We start from the raw sequence: 16946 nt of genomic DNA, 5'->3' as shown, positions 1-16946 counted from the left end.
AAAGTATAAGTGGTATATTGAAAATAATAGTTTTTTACAGTATATTATCTAAATCTAAAGCTACATATTTGGAGTTCATACTCTTGAATTCAGGAACAATTTCCTTCATAGTTACAACAATCTCTTCATCGGCAATACTTTCAATTTTATGTAATAATCGTAATATAGTATCGTTTATAAACTCATAATCAGCATGAATTTCTTGCGCTATCAATATTTTTTCGTGATGGGTGGCTAGGGTTTTTGAATCGTCGTTAAGCAGTTCTTCATACAGTTTTTCTCCGGGACGCAAACCGATGATTTTGATTTCAATTTCTTTATTGGGCGTAAAACCAGCCAATCGGATCATCTTTTTAGCTAAATCAATAATTTTCACGGGCTGACCCATATCAAAAATATAAATTTCTCCACCATTACCCATCGTTCCTGCTTCAAGAACCAATTGACACGCTTCTGGAATGGTCATAAAATAGCGTATGATTTCGGGATGGGTAATCGTTAGTGGCCCGCCATCCTGAATTTGTCTCGCAAATAAAGGAACAATAGAGCCATTAGAACCCAATACATTTCCAAATCGAGTGGTAATAAATTTGGTAATATTTGAATTTTGTTCCTGCTGCAATTTATTTTGAAGGGTTTGCACATATTTTTCGGCTATGCGCTTGCTGGCTCCCATAACGCTGCTCGGATTTACCGCCTTGTCGGTAGAAACCATGACAAACCGCTCTACACCATATTTAACCGCTAAATCAGCAAGATTTTTAGTACCCAAAACATTGGTATTTATGGCTTGTGATGGATTCTCTTCCATCAGGGGAACATGTTTATAGGCAGCAGCATGATAGACAATATGTGGTTTGTATTTTACGAATATTTTCTCCAAGGCTTCAAAATTCCTTATATCCAAAAGTACCGTTCGTATTTTAATCTGCCCCTTAATGCTATTTATTTTCAAACTTAAACTATGAAGAGGCGTTTCTCCCTGATCTAAAATAATAATTTGCGCAGGGTTAAAACCTAGAACCTGTCTTGTAATTTCACTGCCAATGGAACCGGCAGCTCCCGTTATCAATATGGTTTTTCCGTTGAGTTGGGAAGAAATGGTTTTGGTGTCTAAAACAATCGGTTTTCGCTCCAGTAAATCTTCGATTTCAAAACTTTTTAATTTATTGGAAATTTGTTTTTCATCTTCCCAATCGGTTATTAAGGGAACGGAATAGACTTTAAAATTATATTCAAGGCACTCTTCAACGATAGCAATGGTCTCTTCTTTACTGAGACTTTTTTCGGCAATAATCAAAGCCTCTGCTTTCATTGCGCGTAATACCACGTGGATATTCCTATTTTGGTTTAAAATAGGAAGATTGAGGATACTCTTGCTCGTTTTGTCCTGACTGAATTTATCAATGAATCCCAACAACTTAAATCGACTTGGCTTCTCTGTCCGTAAGGCATTGGCAACGGATATCGCATTGGCATCTGCACCATAGATTACCGCATTGGTCAGCTGTTTTTTATCATCAAAATTCATGTACTTTTCGAAAAAATACTTAACCAATATTCGAAATAAAAAAAGTAGTGTAAAAGAGATAACATAACTAATAAACAATCCAGTGGTCAATAATATTTTATCCTTAAAAATAAGCAAAAAGGAATAATTGATAGCCAGCAACACAAAGTAGGAAGTCGTTGTGGAGATCAATAAATTGACTCCATCGATAAAGGTAGAATGTCGAATAATCCCGGCATAGGTCCGGTAAAACAGAAAGAAAACAGCATTTACAGCAAGCACAATGGCATAACCGAAATAAACATCATGATGATCGTAAAAAGAAACATTGAGGCTCGTAATAATCAAGTGTGTGATTAGAATGGCAATAAAAACGATTCCTAAATCTACCACAAAAATAATCCACCGTGGCAAGTAAGCCAAATTATGGAATCTCTTTTTAAAAAAACTATCTTTTGTAATGCCAAAAATAGAGTTCATTTTAGTGGTATTGGTCAATGGATTTAAATTTTGGCAAAATTACGACTTTACCGGATATAACGTTCCTTTTTTAAGAAAAATGTAGAGGTATTAAAAAAATCCATCTAGAGCCTCCTGAAGTCGAATTCTGTCGCATTCTTCTAAATTGGATCCGGAAGGCAGACACAAACCATTTTCAAACAAGTGTTCTGCAACTGTACCTCCATAGTAGGGATACCTTTCAAAAAGGGGCTGTAGATGCATGGGCTTCCACAAAGGTCGACTTTCAATATCAACTTGTTCCAGTGCCAATCGTAAATCTTCTCTGGTTTTTCCATTGGTTTTGTAAGGGTCTACTACTAGCGCAGTCAACCAGTGATTGGAACAATAATCAGTGTTAGGCTCGCAAAAGACGGCAACCCCGTCAATATTCGCAAAATAATCAACATAAAAATCATGCATGCTTCTTCGTAAAGCAACATGGGCAGCTAGAACCTCCATTTGTCCTCGTCCAATTCCGGCACATATATTACTCATTCTATAATTGTAACCAATTTCCGAATGCTGATAATGGGGTGCGGGATCTCTGGATTGTGTAGCAAAAAAAACGGCCTTTTCTTTCAGCTCTTTTGTAGGGGCCACTAATGCGCCTCCTCCAGATGTGGTGATGATTTTATTTCCATTAAAAGACAAAACGCCAAAAGTGCCAAAAGTGCCACATTTTTTTCCTTTAAAGGTACTTCCTAATGCTTCAGCACTATCCTCTAAAATAGGAATCTCATAGCGGTGGGCAATGGCACTAATGGCCTCAACTTGAAACGGCATACCATAAAGATGCACCGCAATAATCGCTTTCGGTTTTTTACCTTTCGCAATTCGGTCAACAATAGCTTCTTCTAGTGCAATCGGACAAATATTCCATGTTTCCGGCTCACTATCTACAAACACCGGAATGGCTCCTTGATAAAGAATCGGATTTGCCGAAGCCGAAAAGGTAAAACTTTGACAAATAACTTCATCTCCTGATGTTACGCCCAACAAAATCAGTCCCAAGTGGAGGGCTGCAGTACCGGAACTTAAAGCGGCAACATGAATGTCTCCTTTGATATACTGCGCCAGATCCTGTTCAAATCCAGTGACATTAGGCCCCAAAGGAGCAACCCAATTGGTATCAAAAGCCTCTTGCACGAATTTTTGTTCACCTCCTCCCATATGAGGGGAGGAAAGCCAAATTTTAGAATTAGTCATTTTCTTTATTGTATTTTATTATTTTCCCGGGAATCCCTACTACAACTGCAAAATCTGGAACATCTTTAACAAGTACGGTTCCAGCACCAATTGTAACCCAATTTCCTATTTTTATTCCTTGAATTACAGATGCTCCAATACCGATTTGTGATCCTTCTCCAACTTCAACCCCACCCGCGAGTGCAGCATTTGGCGAAATATGTGCAAAATCCCGGATAATACAGTCATGCTCAATAACGGCTCCGGTATTAATGATGCAATGTTTTCCGATTGTGGCATCAGGATTGACAATAGCTCCGGCCATAATAACCGTCCCTTCTCCAATAGTGGCATAATTTGAAACAATGGCCTTGGAATGGATCGCTCGGGCAAAAGGGCCTTTGAACTTCTCGGAGAGCATCTTTCGGGTGCTGTTATTCCCAATCGATAAAATCAATGGATTCAAATGGTTGAAATCTACGGCACTGGAATGGACTACTTTTTGTCCTACAATACAGGTAGTAAGAGGATTATCATCAACAATCAAAGCTACGGTTACACGATTGGTATGTAAAATATCAATAATGACTTTGCAATGGCCGCTTGCGCCAAATAGAGTGACTTTAGTTTCCATTAAAAGGTTCTATAGTAGAGGAATTAGCGGCATTAATGCCTTCGCTGACAACCACTTTTTGTATCGTTTTAAACAGTATTTTTAAATCCAAGGCAAAAGAAAGATGATCGACATACCAAACATCATATTCAAATTTTTCATCCCAAGAAATGGCATTTCTTCCGTTAACTTGTGCCCAACCCGTAATGCCCGGTTTAACTTCATGACGGCGATTTTGAAAAGCACTGTACAAATGCAAATAGTGGGTTAGCAAGGGGCGCGGCCCTATAATACTCATATCCCCTTTTAATACATTAAGCAATTGTGGAATTTCATCTAAAGAGGTTTTTCGAACAATAGCACCCACTTTTGTGAGTCGGAGGGCATCAGACAGCAGGACTCCGTTTAAATCCCTTGCATCGTTCATGGTTTTAAACTTGATGATGGTAAAGATTTTTCCGCCCTTACCAGGTCGGAGCTGAAAGAAAAACGGTTTTCCATTATTGGCAAAATACAACAGTATTGTAACGACAAGTAAAACCGGCAATAAAATAATAAAACCCAACAAGGAGGCAGTAAAATCCGCAATTCTTTTAAGGTAATTTTTGTACATTCCTTTTCGTTCTTAGTATGGGTCAAAGCTAATAATAATTTATGGAACTAGTATAAAGCTTTAATAATTTCCGAAAATCGTATTTATTCCTTTTTAAGGATAGAAACGGAACAACAGAAATGATGTGAAAGAGCCTAATAAACTTTTTGGAACCAATAAAACCCAAATGAAAAAAAACGTATCTTTAGTCCTGATTTTTAGATTGAAAACAATATGGCAAAAGTGATTGCACCTTTCAAAATAGTGGGTACCTTAGAAGATCTTAACTTCTACATCGACGAAAATGACATCAATAGGGTAAGGATGAAAGGCAAAACGGGTGTTTCGTCCAAGGAATTTAGATCCAACCCGGTTTTCCAAAAAATAAGGAACCAAGGAACAGAGTTTGGTCATTGTGCCAAGGTAGGCGTGCAATTTCGAATGCTTGCCAACCAGTTCAACCTTCGGGCAAAAGATGGAAGTTTTGCAGGAAGGGCAAACAAACTGTTATTTGAAATTCTACAAGAAGACACGGGCAATGAACAAGGAAAAAGAACGGTAGCCAATGGAATTGATACCCCAGAGGGAAAACTACAATTTGTGGGTTTTGAGGGCAACAAACTCAGACCCCTTTCTAACGTTTTAAAAACAAAATGGATTTGGGAAAATCAAGAGGGGATTTTCAAAATCCCAAAATTCAACCCTTTAAAACTGTTAGACTGGCCGGAACTGGCAAATCAGGTACATCTGGCGGTTGCAAGAACCAATTGGAATTACAAAGAAAACACCTTCAACACCACTTACAGCGAAGAAATAACCTATCCAAAAGAAGCGATTAAAATAGATATCGACTTAAAACTAGAAATCCCAGAGGGAAATAACCTCCAAATGGTCTATCTTTTTATCGGCTTTTCCATCAAGGACAAAAAAAGAACAATCCCCCTAAAAAGAAAGTACAATACAGTAACACTGATAGTGGTGATTCCCTAAAGTTTAAAAAAGATCTATAAGGAGGTCCAAAATTGTTTCTCCTACGAAGGAACAAGATGAGGTTAAAAGCCTAATAGTTGTTAAAGAAATATCCTACCTAAAGTAAATACGAATCCATCACAAACTCCGATACGTTTCCAAAATGGCATTCCAAACCACTTCTTGTTCATATCGGGAAACAATCAAAGATCGGGCATGCAGTCGCATTTTAGCTAGTAAATCGGAATCCGTGGCAAGACGTTTCATGGCATTATAGAGAGCCAAGGCGTCCTTTACCGGGATGATCAATCCATTAATATCATCCGCAATGATTTCATTACAGCCATTAATGTCCGACACGACACAAGGCAACCCCATGGCTCCGGCTTGCAAAACCCCATTAGGAAAACCTTCTCGGTAACTCGGAAATACCAATACATTGGAAAGGGCCAAATAAGGTCTAACGTCATTTTGAAAACCTACGGCATGTAGGAAAGGATTGTTGTGGATGCTTTCCAAAGTAGAGGAAGACAAAGGATCCAAATCGCTTTCATAATCCCCCACTAAAAGCAAGTGCACAGTTGGGTTGTCTTTTTGCAAAAGCTCGAAAGCCACAACCATTTCATTAATTCCTTTATCTTTAACCAACCTCCCAACAAAAACAAATACAAAAGCATCCGACGGGATACCCAACTGCTCTTTTAAGATCGAATTTTGTGCAGCTGTAAACAACGAAGGACTAAAATGGGAAGTATCAATGCCATTGGAACTGCCATTCGCTAATACGTTCAATTTCTCGGGAGCACAAAAATCATGGGCGAGAATGATATCCATCAAACCAAAAGAATTGGGATAAACATTCGTGGCACAACGGTAAGTAAATTGCTCAACCCAGTTAAGTAATTTTCTTTTAGAACCACTAACTTCCAGCAAAGGCAAACCGGCAACGGTATGCAAACGATGGGGCACTCCCGCTAATCTCGCGGCTACCATTCCTACAATCCCAGCTTTTGGGGTATGGGTATGAACAATATAAGGTTTCGTTTTTCTTAAAAACAAATACAACCGAATAACCGCAAATAAATCATACAGAGGCGTAATTCTTCGGGTCATTTCGAGTGGAAATACGGCAACCCCTTGAGATTTCCCAAGCTTTTCTAATTTTCCCCGTTCCGAAGAAATAGCAATTACCTCATAAAACGAACTCATATAGCGGAGTTGTCCGGAAAGTAATTTTTCCAATGAAATGGGAACCGTGGTGATGCGTACAATTTTTTGTTTTGTCATGTGGATTTGGGACTAAGACAGGGTAAACCCTTTTTTGAAATTAGGTACAAATTGTTTTTTGTTTTTTTACCACATAAATACATAGATTTTGTAAGATACTAAAAGAAAGTTTCACTTTTGGATAGATTTACTTTATCTGTTCGGTCTTTGGTTTCAGGTCATAACCATGAGAAAGTGAAACGACTATAATTCCTTAATAAACTATTGTTTTTTTTCTGTGTTTCTTTGTGGTTCAAGTTTTATGTGTTCTTAAAAGGCTTACCCTGTTTGATTATGAATAGCAAAGCAATTAAAGTAAAAGGCTGAAACATCATTTTGGTACGCATAAAAATACCCAAATTGGCATACCGTTGCACATACAAAAGCCCACAAATCAATGTAAATAGAAAGACCATTTTAACCCATTGCGGATAATGGATTTTTTTATAATCGCGAAGGGCAAATAAAATCCCCAAAAGATGAATCGCAAAAACAAAAACATTTTCGACACTCGCCAAGTGTTGAAACAGGGAATTAGCATCAAAAAACAAAGGCCTAAAATAGAAGGAGAACAATTGATACGGCAAAGAGTATTCCAACATAGGAACATAAGAACCGGAATGCCGGAAAGACTCTATGGAATAGGCATTAAAATAGAGGATGCGTTCCCAATTCCAATGCCGGATATGGGTGATTTGAAAGACCATGTACAAGAGCGTTAAAAAAAAGGAAAGAGCTACTGAAGCCACCGCCACACGTCTTTTTAAACTGTATTCTTCATTGAAAACAAAAACCAAAACAAGAGCTGAAAGCAACATCATGGCCACGTGGGGACGGAGAATCAAAAGGAGAATACCCCCCATAAGACTACTGAATGTGATATAAGCACGGGAAGCCATAGCATAAAAAACAGAAACCAATCCAAAAAAAATCAAGGGTTCTTTTCCTAAACCAGCCGTCCAATAATGCAGATTGGGCAAAAAATAAAAAATGGGAAGAATATTAATTCCTCGAATGAGGAGTTGTTTTCCTAAAACCAGATGAATCCATTTAATGTAAAGGATAATGCTCCAAAAACCAACCAATCCATACAGTAAAAATCCAAACCAAAAAGGAAGCCCCATTTTAATAAACGGGTAGTTTAAAAAAAGCATGAAAGTAGTCCCGTAATCTGCAAAAGAAAGCCAGGAATATTTAGTAATGTCAAAACTCCGTGCCCAATACAGATGTGCATCCGAATAGCCTCGGTGGATTCGAAGAAAGTAGGCCAAAAGAATAAAAAGACAATGGTAAACAAAAAGGAGATTCAACCATTGATTCTGAAAAATTTTCGAGAAACTAAGGCGTTTGATTATATTCAAAATTAATTTATTTAGAAATCAACCGGACTATAAATTTAAAATAATGGTACTACCCTGAGTAGTGTCGGTATTGTTTTTTTACCACGAACCAATCTGCAACTAATGCCATTAAGTAAATTAGGACGCAGATGACACAGATTGAGTGGATTTTCGCTGATTATTAAACAAGAAAATCCGTTTAAATCGGTTTAAATCCGTGTCATCCGTGTTCCAATTTTTATTTTGGTACAAGTAACGGATAGTCATATTAAAAAATTCTGAAATGCTTCGCCAGTTCGCTATCGCTCGGGTCAAAAATCGTTAATCAAAAATCTTAAATAATTACTCCACATCCCGTTGTAGTTCCTCCATGGTTTTGCTTTCCATCCCGAAAGTGTTTTTACAGTAGGAATAGACTTCCAATATGGATTTTAGTGTCTTCATAGCTCCTTCTGGATCTATCCCGAAGTTATGCGGATGCCACCACAAATGGTAAATTTCACCGTTACGGGCAGCGTGTATGATTTCGTTTTTGATTCGAATTAATCGTAAACTATTAAGCAGTTCAAGCTTATGTTGCGGACGCAAAAACCGGCTTGAAGGCTGGCTTAAGGGGCTATTTTGTTTCAGGCTGTCTTTCGGATAGGACTTTACACCTAATGGCACGTAGGCATCCGCAGTACGGAAAACTTTTGTGGCTAGTGTTTGAGGAGCTAAAGTGTCCCAATACCAAACATCGGGATTAGAACGCACAGACGATATTCCTCTTTCAGCACAACATTCCAAATAAGCAGCATTGAATTGATTTCTGGGAAAAACTAACGATTTTAGGGAAATCCCAAATTTATTAGCCAAGGCAATGGCGGTATCCAAATCCACTTCAAATTGTTCTTTATTTTGGCCTCCTTCCAAACAGTAGTAATGCGAATAGGTATGGGTTCCTACTTCCTGCCCTTCTGCCTTTTGCAAATCTTGAATGATATTGGGCGCAAAAAAGAACCGATTCAAACCTAAATTTTTATGGAGATGTCCATAACTATAAGCATCTAATTGGGTATTTGTATAGCTCGGCTTTTTCAAGGGGCTGTTCGCTTCCCATTCCTCCCAATTGCAATTGAATAACATCCCTACCGTTGCCCAAGTCGCTTTAACTTCATTTTTAACGAAGCTTTCGATAATTTTAGGAATTACATTTAAAGTGTTGTCAAAGTACTGTTTTTTATCGACAATGGAGACATGGTCAAAAACACCCCAAATCAATTCAAAATCCAAAGAAATTACCAAAGTTCCTTTTTTCATAGCTATTTGTATTTTATTACCGGAGGGAGTACAATTAAAAATTTTTTACCACATAGAAACATAGAAAACAAGAGCTTTTCTAGAAAATACATTTTCAATCCCGATAGCTATCGGGACTATTGTGGTCTAAAACAGAGCAAAGCGACTTGTTTATCTCTATTTTTCTATGTCTCTATGTGGTTTAATAAAAAAATTAAATTGTTTTTCGTCAATAAAGAATAATCGAACTCAGGTTATAATATTTATTCTTTTTTCTCCCCTTTCCTTTGGAAAGTCCCGATACCTATCGGGAGGGTAGAGGATCAGGCATTTAAAGCCACGGCATTATTTCTTTCCTTCAATCTTTGCATTTGTTCCCATTTTTCCTGTGCCAAAAAGTAGTAAATAACGAAGAACCCAAAATACATTACCATCGATTTCTGTCTCATGATAATCCCTAAATTAGACATCACGAAGGTCAATGCAAAAGAAGACAATAAGAAAACTATGATTGACATTTTTACCATATAGGGTGCTTTTAGGATAAAACGCAAAAAACGCCGATTACAAATTTTGGCAAACAACAATAAATAAATTAAATTTTCGACTGAACTAAACATACCTATAGCTCCCGGAGAATCTACAAACAAAGGACGAAACCAAAACGTAAATAATTTTAAGGGTAATGGATAACTAGCCATGGAAACGCCCGATTTAGCCGACGACTCTAATTTTGCTGAATTTGTATCAGAAAATTGCTCAAAGTCATCCACTACGTTTTCGGAATTTTCCAACTTGGCTACTGCCAAAATAGAACTGCTTGCAGCTGCCAAAAAAACTATTGAAGCCACCAGTACCAGCAGTTTTATTCCAATGCTGATTTTTCCTTTACCGGTTAATATGCCAATCATAACCCCAACCAAAACAAAAAGCATGACATGGGGACGTACCATATAAATAAAGAAACCACCTATGAGCAAGGCAACTATTCTTTTTTGCGGAAATTTAACCGCTTGGGTAAACACCATCAAACCCATGAAAATCAGGGCTCCCTTTCCTAGAGAAGCCGTCCAAAAGTGCATGTTGGGCAAAAACAACAAAAGCGTAAGCAAATCAAATCGACCGAAAACTGTTACATTTATGGGAATGCTCTCTCTAAAATACAGATAGGCATAAACAAAACCCACATAGCCAAACCACGATGCAACCAGCATCACAGAAGAATAGGATAGTCCTAAATAAACAAAAGGTACTGCAAAAAAACTGATAAATCGAGTGCCTGTATAGAAAAGCTCTGGCCATTGGTCTCCCTTATTTCCAACCGTTAAATAATACAATAATGAATCTGAATTATTATAAATTGAATACATAAAATAGATGGCAAAAAACAAAAGATGATACCAGTACAGGTAGTTCATTAACTTTTTGTCAAAAAAAGAATATTTTTTAGACAAACGATTCAGCATCATATTGTTTATAATGAAAAGCAGAATAAAAACAATCGGAAAATCGATATCAATCATCTAAAATAATTCTAAATCTCCTAGACTGTATTTCCAATGGTATACATTCAGGGCTTTGTTAATAAATGAAGTATTTTTTGTTAGTGCTTTAAAAGTGAGCTTGGGTCCAAATTTACCATAAATCCTAAATCGAAATAATTCGGTATTGGCAATGGTAATGATCCAACAACGATTTTTAAGGGCATAGTTTACAATGGCATTGCGAATTTCTTTTTTATCAGAATGGCTTTCGGAACCAATCACTTCAACTACCCTTACCTCTTTAAAAAATCGCTGTTTCTTTATGTATAATGCCACATACCAATCATTAGAGGATATTACGACATACTCCTGCATTGGATTCTGTTCGAATCGCCATTTTAAATATTCGGCTGATTTTGGTGTAAAGAGTACATTTTTTTCTGCCAAAATGCGATTATGAACGACACAAAGTTCCTCCAGTCTTTCAGGCTCAATTGGATTCATTATAACCTTTTTTTTAGAAAAAACACTTTGAAAAAAATACCCGATTGTTGGTACTAATGCAATAGGAATGGCGTCCACTTCAACCCATCCCATTTTTAAATATCCAGGACGACTTTTATCATTAGGGGTGTTAAAAATAAAAGTCTCTTTATCCTTTTGAACATCTTCTAACGCTTGCAGGGTCAGTTTTTTAAAAATTCCTTTCCCTTGGTACTCTGGATGAGTAGAAGTATCCACAGCCCTGTAAGCTATCCATACTTTGTTGCCTATTTGCCAATTCCATTTCATAAAAGCCCTCACGCCTACGAAGGTTTCGTTTTCTATAGCCAACAATACATGAGATGCCCCGAATGGATTCTTAAGATGTTTAAAATTCCAAACAACGGTTGATTTTTTTACTAAACCTTCTCCTAAACTAAGTTTCAATAAATCAACTATGGCTGGAGTATCGGCTATTTCGGATGTCCTGATAATCATGAGATATGGGAAAGATATAACGATTCGAGTTCGGTTACCATGGCGTCAATACTGAAAGCCGCTTCCGCTCTTTTTCTGGCTTGAACTTGTAAATGATTCAATTTTGATGGATTTTCGGCCAATTCCAATATAGAGTAAGGTAATTGCTCCCAATCGTCAACGTCAACCATGAGTCCGTCAACTTCGTGACGTAGTACTTCCTTTATCCCTCCCGCATTGGTTGAGACAATTGCACAGCTCATGCTCATCGCTTCAAGTAGCGCTATAGGAAGCCCTTCAAAAGAGGAACACATCATGAAAATATCCATGGCTTCATAATAGGGTTTTACCTGAGTTTGTAAGCCCGCAAAAAAAACCTTTCCTTCTAAATTAAGTTCTTTATGTTTCGCTTTTAATTCATTTTCTAATGGGCCAGCTCCAATGATAATTCCATATACATTGGGGTTTTTCTCCATACACTCCTTCATGATTTCCAACCATTTGTCCAGACGTTTTTGAAAACGAAAAACCGCCACGGTTCCTACCAATAGGGAATCTTCAGGAATACTAAATTGTTTTCGGATTGTTTCTCTCTCGGCTCCATTTAATCGCACAAAACTTTGGGTATTTACCCCATTAAGTATTGTTTTACAAGGAATTATAGGTTTAATGTTTTTAAGTATCGATTGGGTAACATCTTCAGAAACTCCAATGCCTAAGGTCTGGGAATTGAAACTCCATTTATTAATGGTTTTGGTAATAAAATGGTAGCGTTCCTGTAAATTATGTTCGGTGTAAATTACGGGGATTTTTGTTAATTGATGAACCAAACGGCTCACAAAACCGGCCCATGGCAAATGGGCGTGAATCAATTGGATTTGGTTTTCTTTACAATATCGTATGATTTTAGGGTATTGCAAGAGCAATTGGATATTATTTTTGGCCGAAAAACAACTTACCTTCCCTCCTGCTTTTTCTATGGTTTCTACCAATTGGTTTTTCCAAGGCAAAAAATAGATATAATGAAACTCAAATTGGTCTTGATGATGTTGCTTTAAGGTTTCCGGCAGTAACATTTCGGCACCGCCACGCCCCAGCGATTTGATAATATGAAGTATTTTAGTCTTTCTCATTTATTCTTAATTGTAATTCTAAAATTCTTTTCATTAGTTGGTCAAATTTTAACGAATCTCCGTAAATCATAAAACGGGTCATGGCTTCATAATCCATTTCGTAATTTTTCATTACACTGTCTGGCGGAATAATACTGATTTTATTTGAAATGTGATTAGCATAGCCAAGACCTCTCAATGGATTAAATTTTTCTCTGTGTGCAACAATGTTCTTGTATAGTTTTTTGTTTTTCAAAGCTTCAATTCCATGTTCGGTGTCCATCAATTTTTCCAAATCATATAAATGTCTTGAAAGTCTGTCAATACGGATTTTTTCGGTTTCTTGAGAAAATTCTTCGTGAAGCAAAAAGACCTTTTCTAAAAATGTTCTTTGAGGAAGCACCGTTGCTATTGCAAACGGAACCGTTGCAAAACCTTGTTGAGGAAAATTATCGCTTAAAATGGAGTTGATTTCTCTTGCTTCTATCGGTTCCATTAATGACCGTGAACTTACTTCTATCAAAACCCTTTGTGGTAAATATTCCGATGTATCAATTACAGAATTGTAATGAATTTCAATCACTTGTGGATCTTTGTCTGAATCTTTTACTGGTTGAGCAATTAGTTTACATTCATCTATTACTTCCCATTCGTTGAATATTTTAGTTAAATCGTCAAGAAATGTAGTTGATATAAATTCACAAGATTCCTTCCTTAAATTTTTGATTTGAGTTTTACTAATCTCTCCCTCAAAACCAAAAAACTTTCTATCTATTGCCAAGTCAATATCTTCCGAAAATCGTTCTATCAAATTCCAACCTTTACTTAAAGAAGTGCCCCCTTTGAAAACTATGTTTTTACTGTATGGTAATGAAAAAGATGCGTTCAATGCCAATGTTACCCACCAATCTTTTTCAATGGCTACCGATGGCAAACCCGTTAATTCTGTTGCCTGATTAAGAATTTCAATTCTTCTTTCTTTTGATAATGTTAGCCAGTTGGTATTCATTTAATCGCTTGTATTACTATTTTGTTTATCCAAGCGGGTGAAAGTTTGGCATCATTCATTATATTTTCTATTTTCTCTTTTTTAAGAAGGGTTTGAATTTTTGAAATTGTTTTATCATCTACTTTTGATTGACCAATAGTTTTGAGAGCCTGAATTACCAAACTGCTTATTTCGCCTTGTGCCAATAAATTTTTAGGACTTGTGTTTTTAAAAGTAATTGTTCTTTTTCCAACTTTAATGCTTCTTGCTGCTCCGTCGGTTAGATAAACTACTTTCATTGGAACTTGGGTTGACAAGCCCAATTTATTTAATGCCTGAACTCCCGTTGGGACAATTCTTGCTTTATCTCGCCTTGCAATAGCTTTGGCTATATCTTCAGTAGATGGAAACAGAATACCAAGTGCTGCGTCAATTTTGGGATATAAGTAAATGCCGTGAGCCAATCGAACAAGTATTTCTTTTTCTTTCAATCGTAATAAGGCTTTCTTAACACTTTCGGGATTACCATAGTCTAAGAAGTCGTGCACAAAAAGAATACTTCCTTTTGGGTGTGATTGCAGCACTTCGGCAATTTTATTTTCTACTATTGGTCGTTCCATTACGATTTATTTATTCTCGAAATATTTATTTTTTGACACTCGTAAGACTTCATTTTCGTCCCAAATTTAGTGAATATTTGGGACAAAAACTTATTTTTATAAAAAATTATAAATACTCCATGCATCTGAAATTAAGAAATCGTAGCAGTTTATTCCTTGATATTAAAAACATCCATAAAATACGACAATAGCAGTATTGGCGAAAAAAAAAACATTTTAAGAATTTCTTCATGGTTTAATAATTGGAAAAGATAGACTGCTGTATTAAGAAAAAACAATAAATGTGTTATTGGAGTTCCGTATTACCCTCTTCTATAATCCTTGCAATGCGTTTGTACTTTTAAGTTTACTAATAAGTTTACCTGTAAACAATTCTGCTCCAGTTTTATTCAGGTGGTTGGCATTATAAAAATATTTTTTTTGAAAGGAAATGGAATCGTTGGAATAATCATAAAACGGAATATGATATTTTTCACTGTACTTTTTATAAATTGAAATGATCTGATCTCTGTTTTTTACGAATTTTTGTCCCTCAACATATTCTGGCGTATATACAAAAATTATTTTTATGTTTTTAGCCTTACACTCCTTAAGAAACTGTTCAAATAAAACGATAGAAGCGGGGTCTAATTCTATCTCTAAATTTTTCATTTTTGATTTAACTCTCTCAAAATCTGCATTCCAAGATTCTTCTTGACCTTGGTATCCTTTTATCCTTTTAACAGCATTATTTTGGGGTTTAAAAAACATAAAACCGGCTTTCATAATTTCAAAATACCTTCCATAATACCTAACTAGTGGTATTTCATAGTCCATTGATTTGAATCCGTTATAACTTATCGTGGCATCCCTAATTTTTTTGTCCCAAAGCATATAGGGCAGAAATTGTTCCGAATTATACAAGTCTTTATTCTTTTTCAAAGTAAACATATCAACAGAATAGATGATTAATTTGGGTTTTTTATTCTTTTCCAATAGAATTGTATGCCTCAAATATTGTAGCCAAAAATTATGACCGTCAATTCCTAAATTATAAGCGGAAACATGTAAACTATCGCTAATCATTGAAGGATTTATATGTCTCCACGCTCTTGAACTTCCGTAAATCACTACATCAGAATTAACTTTCCCTTCCAATAAATCATTCCAAGTAGAATATTCCCCAAAGGCATCTTTATTGGATTTTTTTAAATTAGTGGATATAAAAACATCCATAAAATAAGACAATAGGATTATTGGAGATAAAAAAAACAAAAAATATTTTAAGAATTTCTTCATGGTTTAATAATTGAAAAAGAGGACTGCTATTATTTAAGGAAAAAAAACAAATGTGTTATTGGAATTCCGTATTACCCTCTTCTATAATCCTTGCAATGCGTTTGTATTTTTGAGTTTATCAATAAGTTTACCTGTAAACAATTCTGCACCCGTTTTATTCAGGTGGTTGGAATTATAAAAATACTTTTTTTGAAAGGAAAGGGAATCTTTTGAATAGTCATAAAACGGAATATGATACTCTTTGCTATATCTAGTGAAAATTGATATAATTTCATTCCTGTTTTTTACAAATTTTTGTCCTTCAATATATTCTGGTGAATAAACAAAAACCAGTTTTATATTTTGAGTTTTGCACTCTTTAAGAAATTTTTCGAATAAAACTACGGTAGCAGCATCTATTTTTACTTCGTAATTTTTTAGGGTTAGTTTCGCTCTATCAAAATCACCATTCCAAGATTCTTCACGACCTTGATACCCTTTTATTCTAAAAACCGGATTACTTAAATGTCCTGAAAAGGATCGGATTGCCGTTTCAATTGCTTCCTGTTTTCCGTAATATCGAATTAGCGGTATTTCATAATCCATTGCCTTAAATCCGTTATAACCAATAGTTGCATTTTTAATTTCCTTGTTCCAAAGCATATAAGGCAAAAATTGCTCTGAATTATACAAATCTTCTCTTTTTTGAAAAGTAAACATATCGACAGAAACAAGTATCAACTTAGGTTTTTTATTGTTTTTCAGCAATAGAGTATGTCTTAAATATTGCAGCCAAAAATTATGCCCGTCTATGCCTAAATTATACGCGGAAAGATGCAAACTATCGCTAATCATTGTGGGATTAATGTGTCTCCATGCCCTTGAAGCTCCATATACAATAACATCCGAGTTTAGATTTCCTTCCAATAAATCATTCCAAGTACTGTATTCTTTTTCGGCATATTGATTAGATTTTTTTAAATTGGTAGAAATAAAAACATCTATAAAATAAGACGCCATAATTATTGGAGATAGAAAAATCAGGAAATACTTTAAATCATTTCTCATATTTAAAATTGAAAATAAATGAATTGTTGATTAGATCCTGCAAAAATAAATATTAATAAAATAATCACATAATATATGCCCCATCGATAAAGTCTTGATTTTCCAGTAAACAAGCCTCCAATTCCATACTGTTTATCTCTCCCTATCCATTCAATAATAAACATTAATAAAACAAATAACAAAGTAATAACCAACATTAATTT

The 16946-nt window shown here is 35.8% G+C and carries 15 protein-coding genes and 1 pseudogene; 1 reads left to right on the top strand and 15 read right to left on the bottom strand.

Annotated features, from left to right (window positions below):
- Nucleotides 1-34: 34 nt before the first annotated feature.
- The 4 genes from DB895_RS13055 to DB895_RS13040 all read right to left on the bottom strand — a co-directional run bounded on the left by DB895_RS13055 (nucleotide 35) and on the right by DB895_RS13040 (nucleotide 4422).
- On the bottom strand, nucleotides 35-1990 hold the full coding sequence (locus tag DB895_RS13055) for a polysaccharide biosynthesis protein (RefSeq protein WP_116725814.1): 1956 nt from the start codon (nucleotides 1988-1990) through the stop codon (nucleotides 35-37).
- A 90-nt stretch (nucleotides 1991-2080) separates the two neighbouring features.
- Nucleotides 2081-3217, bottom strand: a complete 1137-nt coding sequence (locus tag DB895_RS13050; RefSeq protein ID WP_116725813.1) for a DegT/DnrJ/EryC1/StrS family aminotransferase — start codon at nucleotides 3215-3217, stop codon at nucleotides 2081-2083.
- On the bottom strand, nucleotides 3210-3830 hold the full coding sequence (locus DB895_RS13045; RefSeq protein WP_116725812.1) for an acetyltransferase: 621 nt from the start codon (nucleotides 3828-3830) through the stop codon (nucleotides 3210-3212). The genes DB895_RS13050 and DB895_RS13045 overlap by 8 nt, the downstream gene beginning before the upstream one ends.
- Nucleotides 3820-4422, bottom strand: a complete 603-nt coding sequence (locus tag DB895_RS13040) for a sugar transferase (RefSeq protein ID WP_116725811.1) — start codon at nucleotides 4420-4422, stop codon at nucleotides 3820-3822. Before DB895_RS13040 ends, DB895_RS13045 begins: the two co-directional genes overlap by 11 nt.
- A 213-nt stretch (nucleotides 4423-4635) precedes the next feature.
- Here DB895_RS13040 and DB895_RS13035 point away from each other — a divergent pair, with 213 nt between their 5' ends.
- Nucleotides 4636-5391: a hypothetical protein gene (locus tag DB895_RS13035; protein ID WP_116725810.1), complete on the top strand. Its 756-nt coding sequence runs from the start codon at nucleotides 4636-4638 to the stop codon at nucleotides 5389-5391.
- A gap of 117 nt (nucleotides 5392-5508) precedes the next feature.
- Here the strand turns inward: DB895_RS13035 and DB895_RS13030 are convergent, their stop codons facing one another.
- The 11 genes and pseudogenes from DB895_RS13030 to DB895_RS14390 all read right to left on the bottom strand — a co-directional run.
- On the bottom strand, nucleotides 5509-6657 hold the full coding sequence (locus tag DB895_RS13030) for a glycosyltransferase family 4 protein (protein ID WP_116725809.1): 1149 nt from the start codon (nucleotides 6655-6657) through the stop codon (nucleotides 5509-5511).
- A 239-nt stretch (nucleotides 6658-6896) separates the two neighbouring features.
- Nucleotides 6897-7997 (bottom strand): hypothetical protein, encoded by a 1101-nt coding sequence (locus DB895_RS13025; protein WP_133242678.1) that lies wholly within the window; start codon nucleotides 7995-7997, stop codon nucleotides 6897-6899.
- A gap of 321 nt (nucleotides 7998-8318) precedes the next feature.
- Nucleotides 8319-9275, bottom strand: a complete 957-nt coding sequence (locus tag DB895_RS13020) for a polysaccharide deacetylase family protein (RefSeq protein WP_116725807.1) — start codon at nucleotides 9273-9275, stop codon at nucleotides 8319-8321.
- A gap of 302 nt (nucleotides 9276-9577) precedes the next feature.
- Nucleotides 9578-10672: a hypothetical protein gene (locus tag DB895_RS13015; RefSeq protein ID WP_243694677.1), complete on the bottom strand. Its 1095-nt coding sequence runs from the start codon at nucleotides 10670-10672 to the stop codon at nucleotides 9578-9580.
- Between the two features lie 105 nt (nucleotides 10673-10777).
- Complete coding sequence (locus tag DB895_RS13010; protein ID WP_116725805.1) at nucleotides 10778-11719, bottom strand: GNAT family N-acetyltransferase; 942 nt, start codon at nucleotides 11717-11719, stop codon at nucleotides 10778-10780.
- Nucleotides 11716-12831, bottom strand: a complete 1116-nt coding sequence (locus DB895_RS13005) for a glycosyltransferase family 4 protein (protein ID WP_116725804.1) — start codon at nucleotides 12829-12831, stop codon at nucleotides 11716-11718. The genes DB895_RS13010 and DB895_RS13005 overlap by 4 nt, the downstream gene beginning before the upstream one ends.
- Nucleotides 12818-13819 carry a nucleotidyl transferase AbiEii/AbiGii toxin family protein gene (locus tag DB895_RS13000; RefSeq protein ID WP_116725803.1) on the bottom strand — a complete coding sequence of 334 codons (1002 nt, stop codon included), beginning with the start codon at nucleotides 13817-13819 and terminating at the stop codon, nucleotides 12818-12820. The genes DB895_RS13005 and DB895_RS13000 overlap by 14 nt, the downstream gene beginning before the upstream one ends.
- Complete coding sequence (locus DB895_RS12995; RefSeq protein ID WP_116725802.1) at nucleotides 13816-14418, bottom strand: DUF6088 family protein; 603 nt, start codon at nucleotides 14416-14418, stop codon at nucleotides 13816-13818. Before DB895_RS12995 ends, DB895_RS13000 begins: the two co-directional genes overlap by 4 nt.
- A gap of 312 nt (nucleotides 14419-14730) precedes the next feature.
- On the bottom strand, nucleotides 14731-15696 hold the full coding sequence (locus DB895_RS12990; RefSeq protein ID WP_116725801.1) for a hypothetical protein: 966 nt from the start codon (nucleotides 15694-15696) through the stop codon (nucleotides 14731-14733).
- Nucleotides 15697-15777: 81 nt separating this feature from the next.
- Nucleotides 15778-16743, bottom strand: coding sequence for a hypothetical protein (locus DB895_RS12985; protein ID WP_116725800.1), 966 nt, complete (start codon nucleotides 16741-16743; stop codon nucleotides 15778-15780).
- A 2-nt stretch (nucleotides 16744-16745) separates the two neighbouring features.
- Nucleotides 16746-16946, bottom strand: a pseudogene (locus DB895_RS14390) (MBOAT family O-acyltransferase); the annotation flags it as partial.

The sequence above is a fragment of the Flavobacterium psychrotolerans genome (genome assembly GCF_003097635.1).
Classification (GTDB): domain Bacteria; phylum Bacteroidota; class Bacteroidia; order Flavobacteriales; family Flavobacteriaceae; genus Flavobacterium; species Flavobacterium psychrotolerans.
The sequence above is the reverse complement of the archived record's forward strand: the minus strand, read 5'-3'. Positions and strand labels throughout refer to the sequence as shown.

Bases quoted from the DNA above. Each gene is read 5' to 3' on its own strand.
- DB895_RS13055 (WP_116725814.1), bottom strand. From the start codon at position 1,990: ATGAACTCTATTTTTGGCATTACAAAAGATAGTTTTTTTAAAAAGAGA.
- DB895_RS13050 (WP_116725813.1), bottom strand. From the start codon at position 3,217: ATGACTAATTCTAAAATTTGGCTTTCCTCCCCTCATATGGGAGGAGGT.
- DB895_RS13045 (WP_116725812.1), bottom strand. From the start codon at position 3,830: ATGGAAACTAAAGTCACTCTATTTGGCGCAAGCGGCCATTGCAAAGTC.
- DB895_RS13040 (WP_116725811.1), bottom strand. From the start codon at position 4,422: ATGTACAAAAATTACCTTAAAAGAATTGCGGATTTTACTGCCTCCTTG.
- DB895_RS13035 (WP_116725810.1), top strand. From the start codon at position 4,636: ATGGCAAAAGTGATTGCACCTTTCAAAATAGTGGGTACCTTAGAAGAT.
- DB895_RS13030 (WP_116725809.1), bottom strand. From the start codon at position 6,657: ATGACAAAACAAAAAATTGTACGCATCACCACGGTTCCCATTTCATTG.
- DB895_RS13020 (WP_116725807.1), bottom strand. From the start codon at position 9,275: ATGAAAAAAGGAACTTTGGTAATTTCTTTGGATTTTGAATTGATTTGG.
- DB895_RS13015 (WP_243694677.1), bottom strand. From the start codon at position 10,672: ATGAACTACCTGTACTGGTATCATCTTTTGTTTTTTGCCATCTATTTT.
- DB895_RS13010 (WP_116725805.1), bottom strand. From the start codon at position 11,719: ATGATTATCAGGACATCCGAAATAGCCGATACTCCAGCCATAGTTGAT.
- DB895_RS13005 (WP_116725804.1), bottom strand. From the start codon at position 12,831: ATGAGAAAGACTAAAATACTTCATATTATCAAATCGCTGGGGCGTGGC.
- DB895_RS13000 (WP_116725803.1), bottom strand. From the start codon at position 13,819: ATGAATACCAACTGGCTAACATTATCAAAAGAAAGAAGAATTGAAATT.
- DB895_RS12995 (WP_116725802.1), bottom strand. From the start codon at position 14,418: ATGGAACGACCAATAGTAGAAAATAAAATTGCCGAAGTGCTGCAATCA.
- DB895_RS12990 (WP_116725801.1), bottom strand. From the start codon at position 15,696: ATGAAGAAATTCTTAAAATATTTTTTGTTTTTTTTATCTCCAATAATC.
- DB895_RS12985 (WP_116725800.1), bottom strand. From the start codon at position 16,743: ATGAGAAATGATTTAAAGTATTTCCTGATTTTTCTATCTCCAATAATT.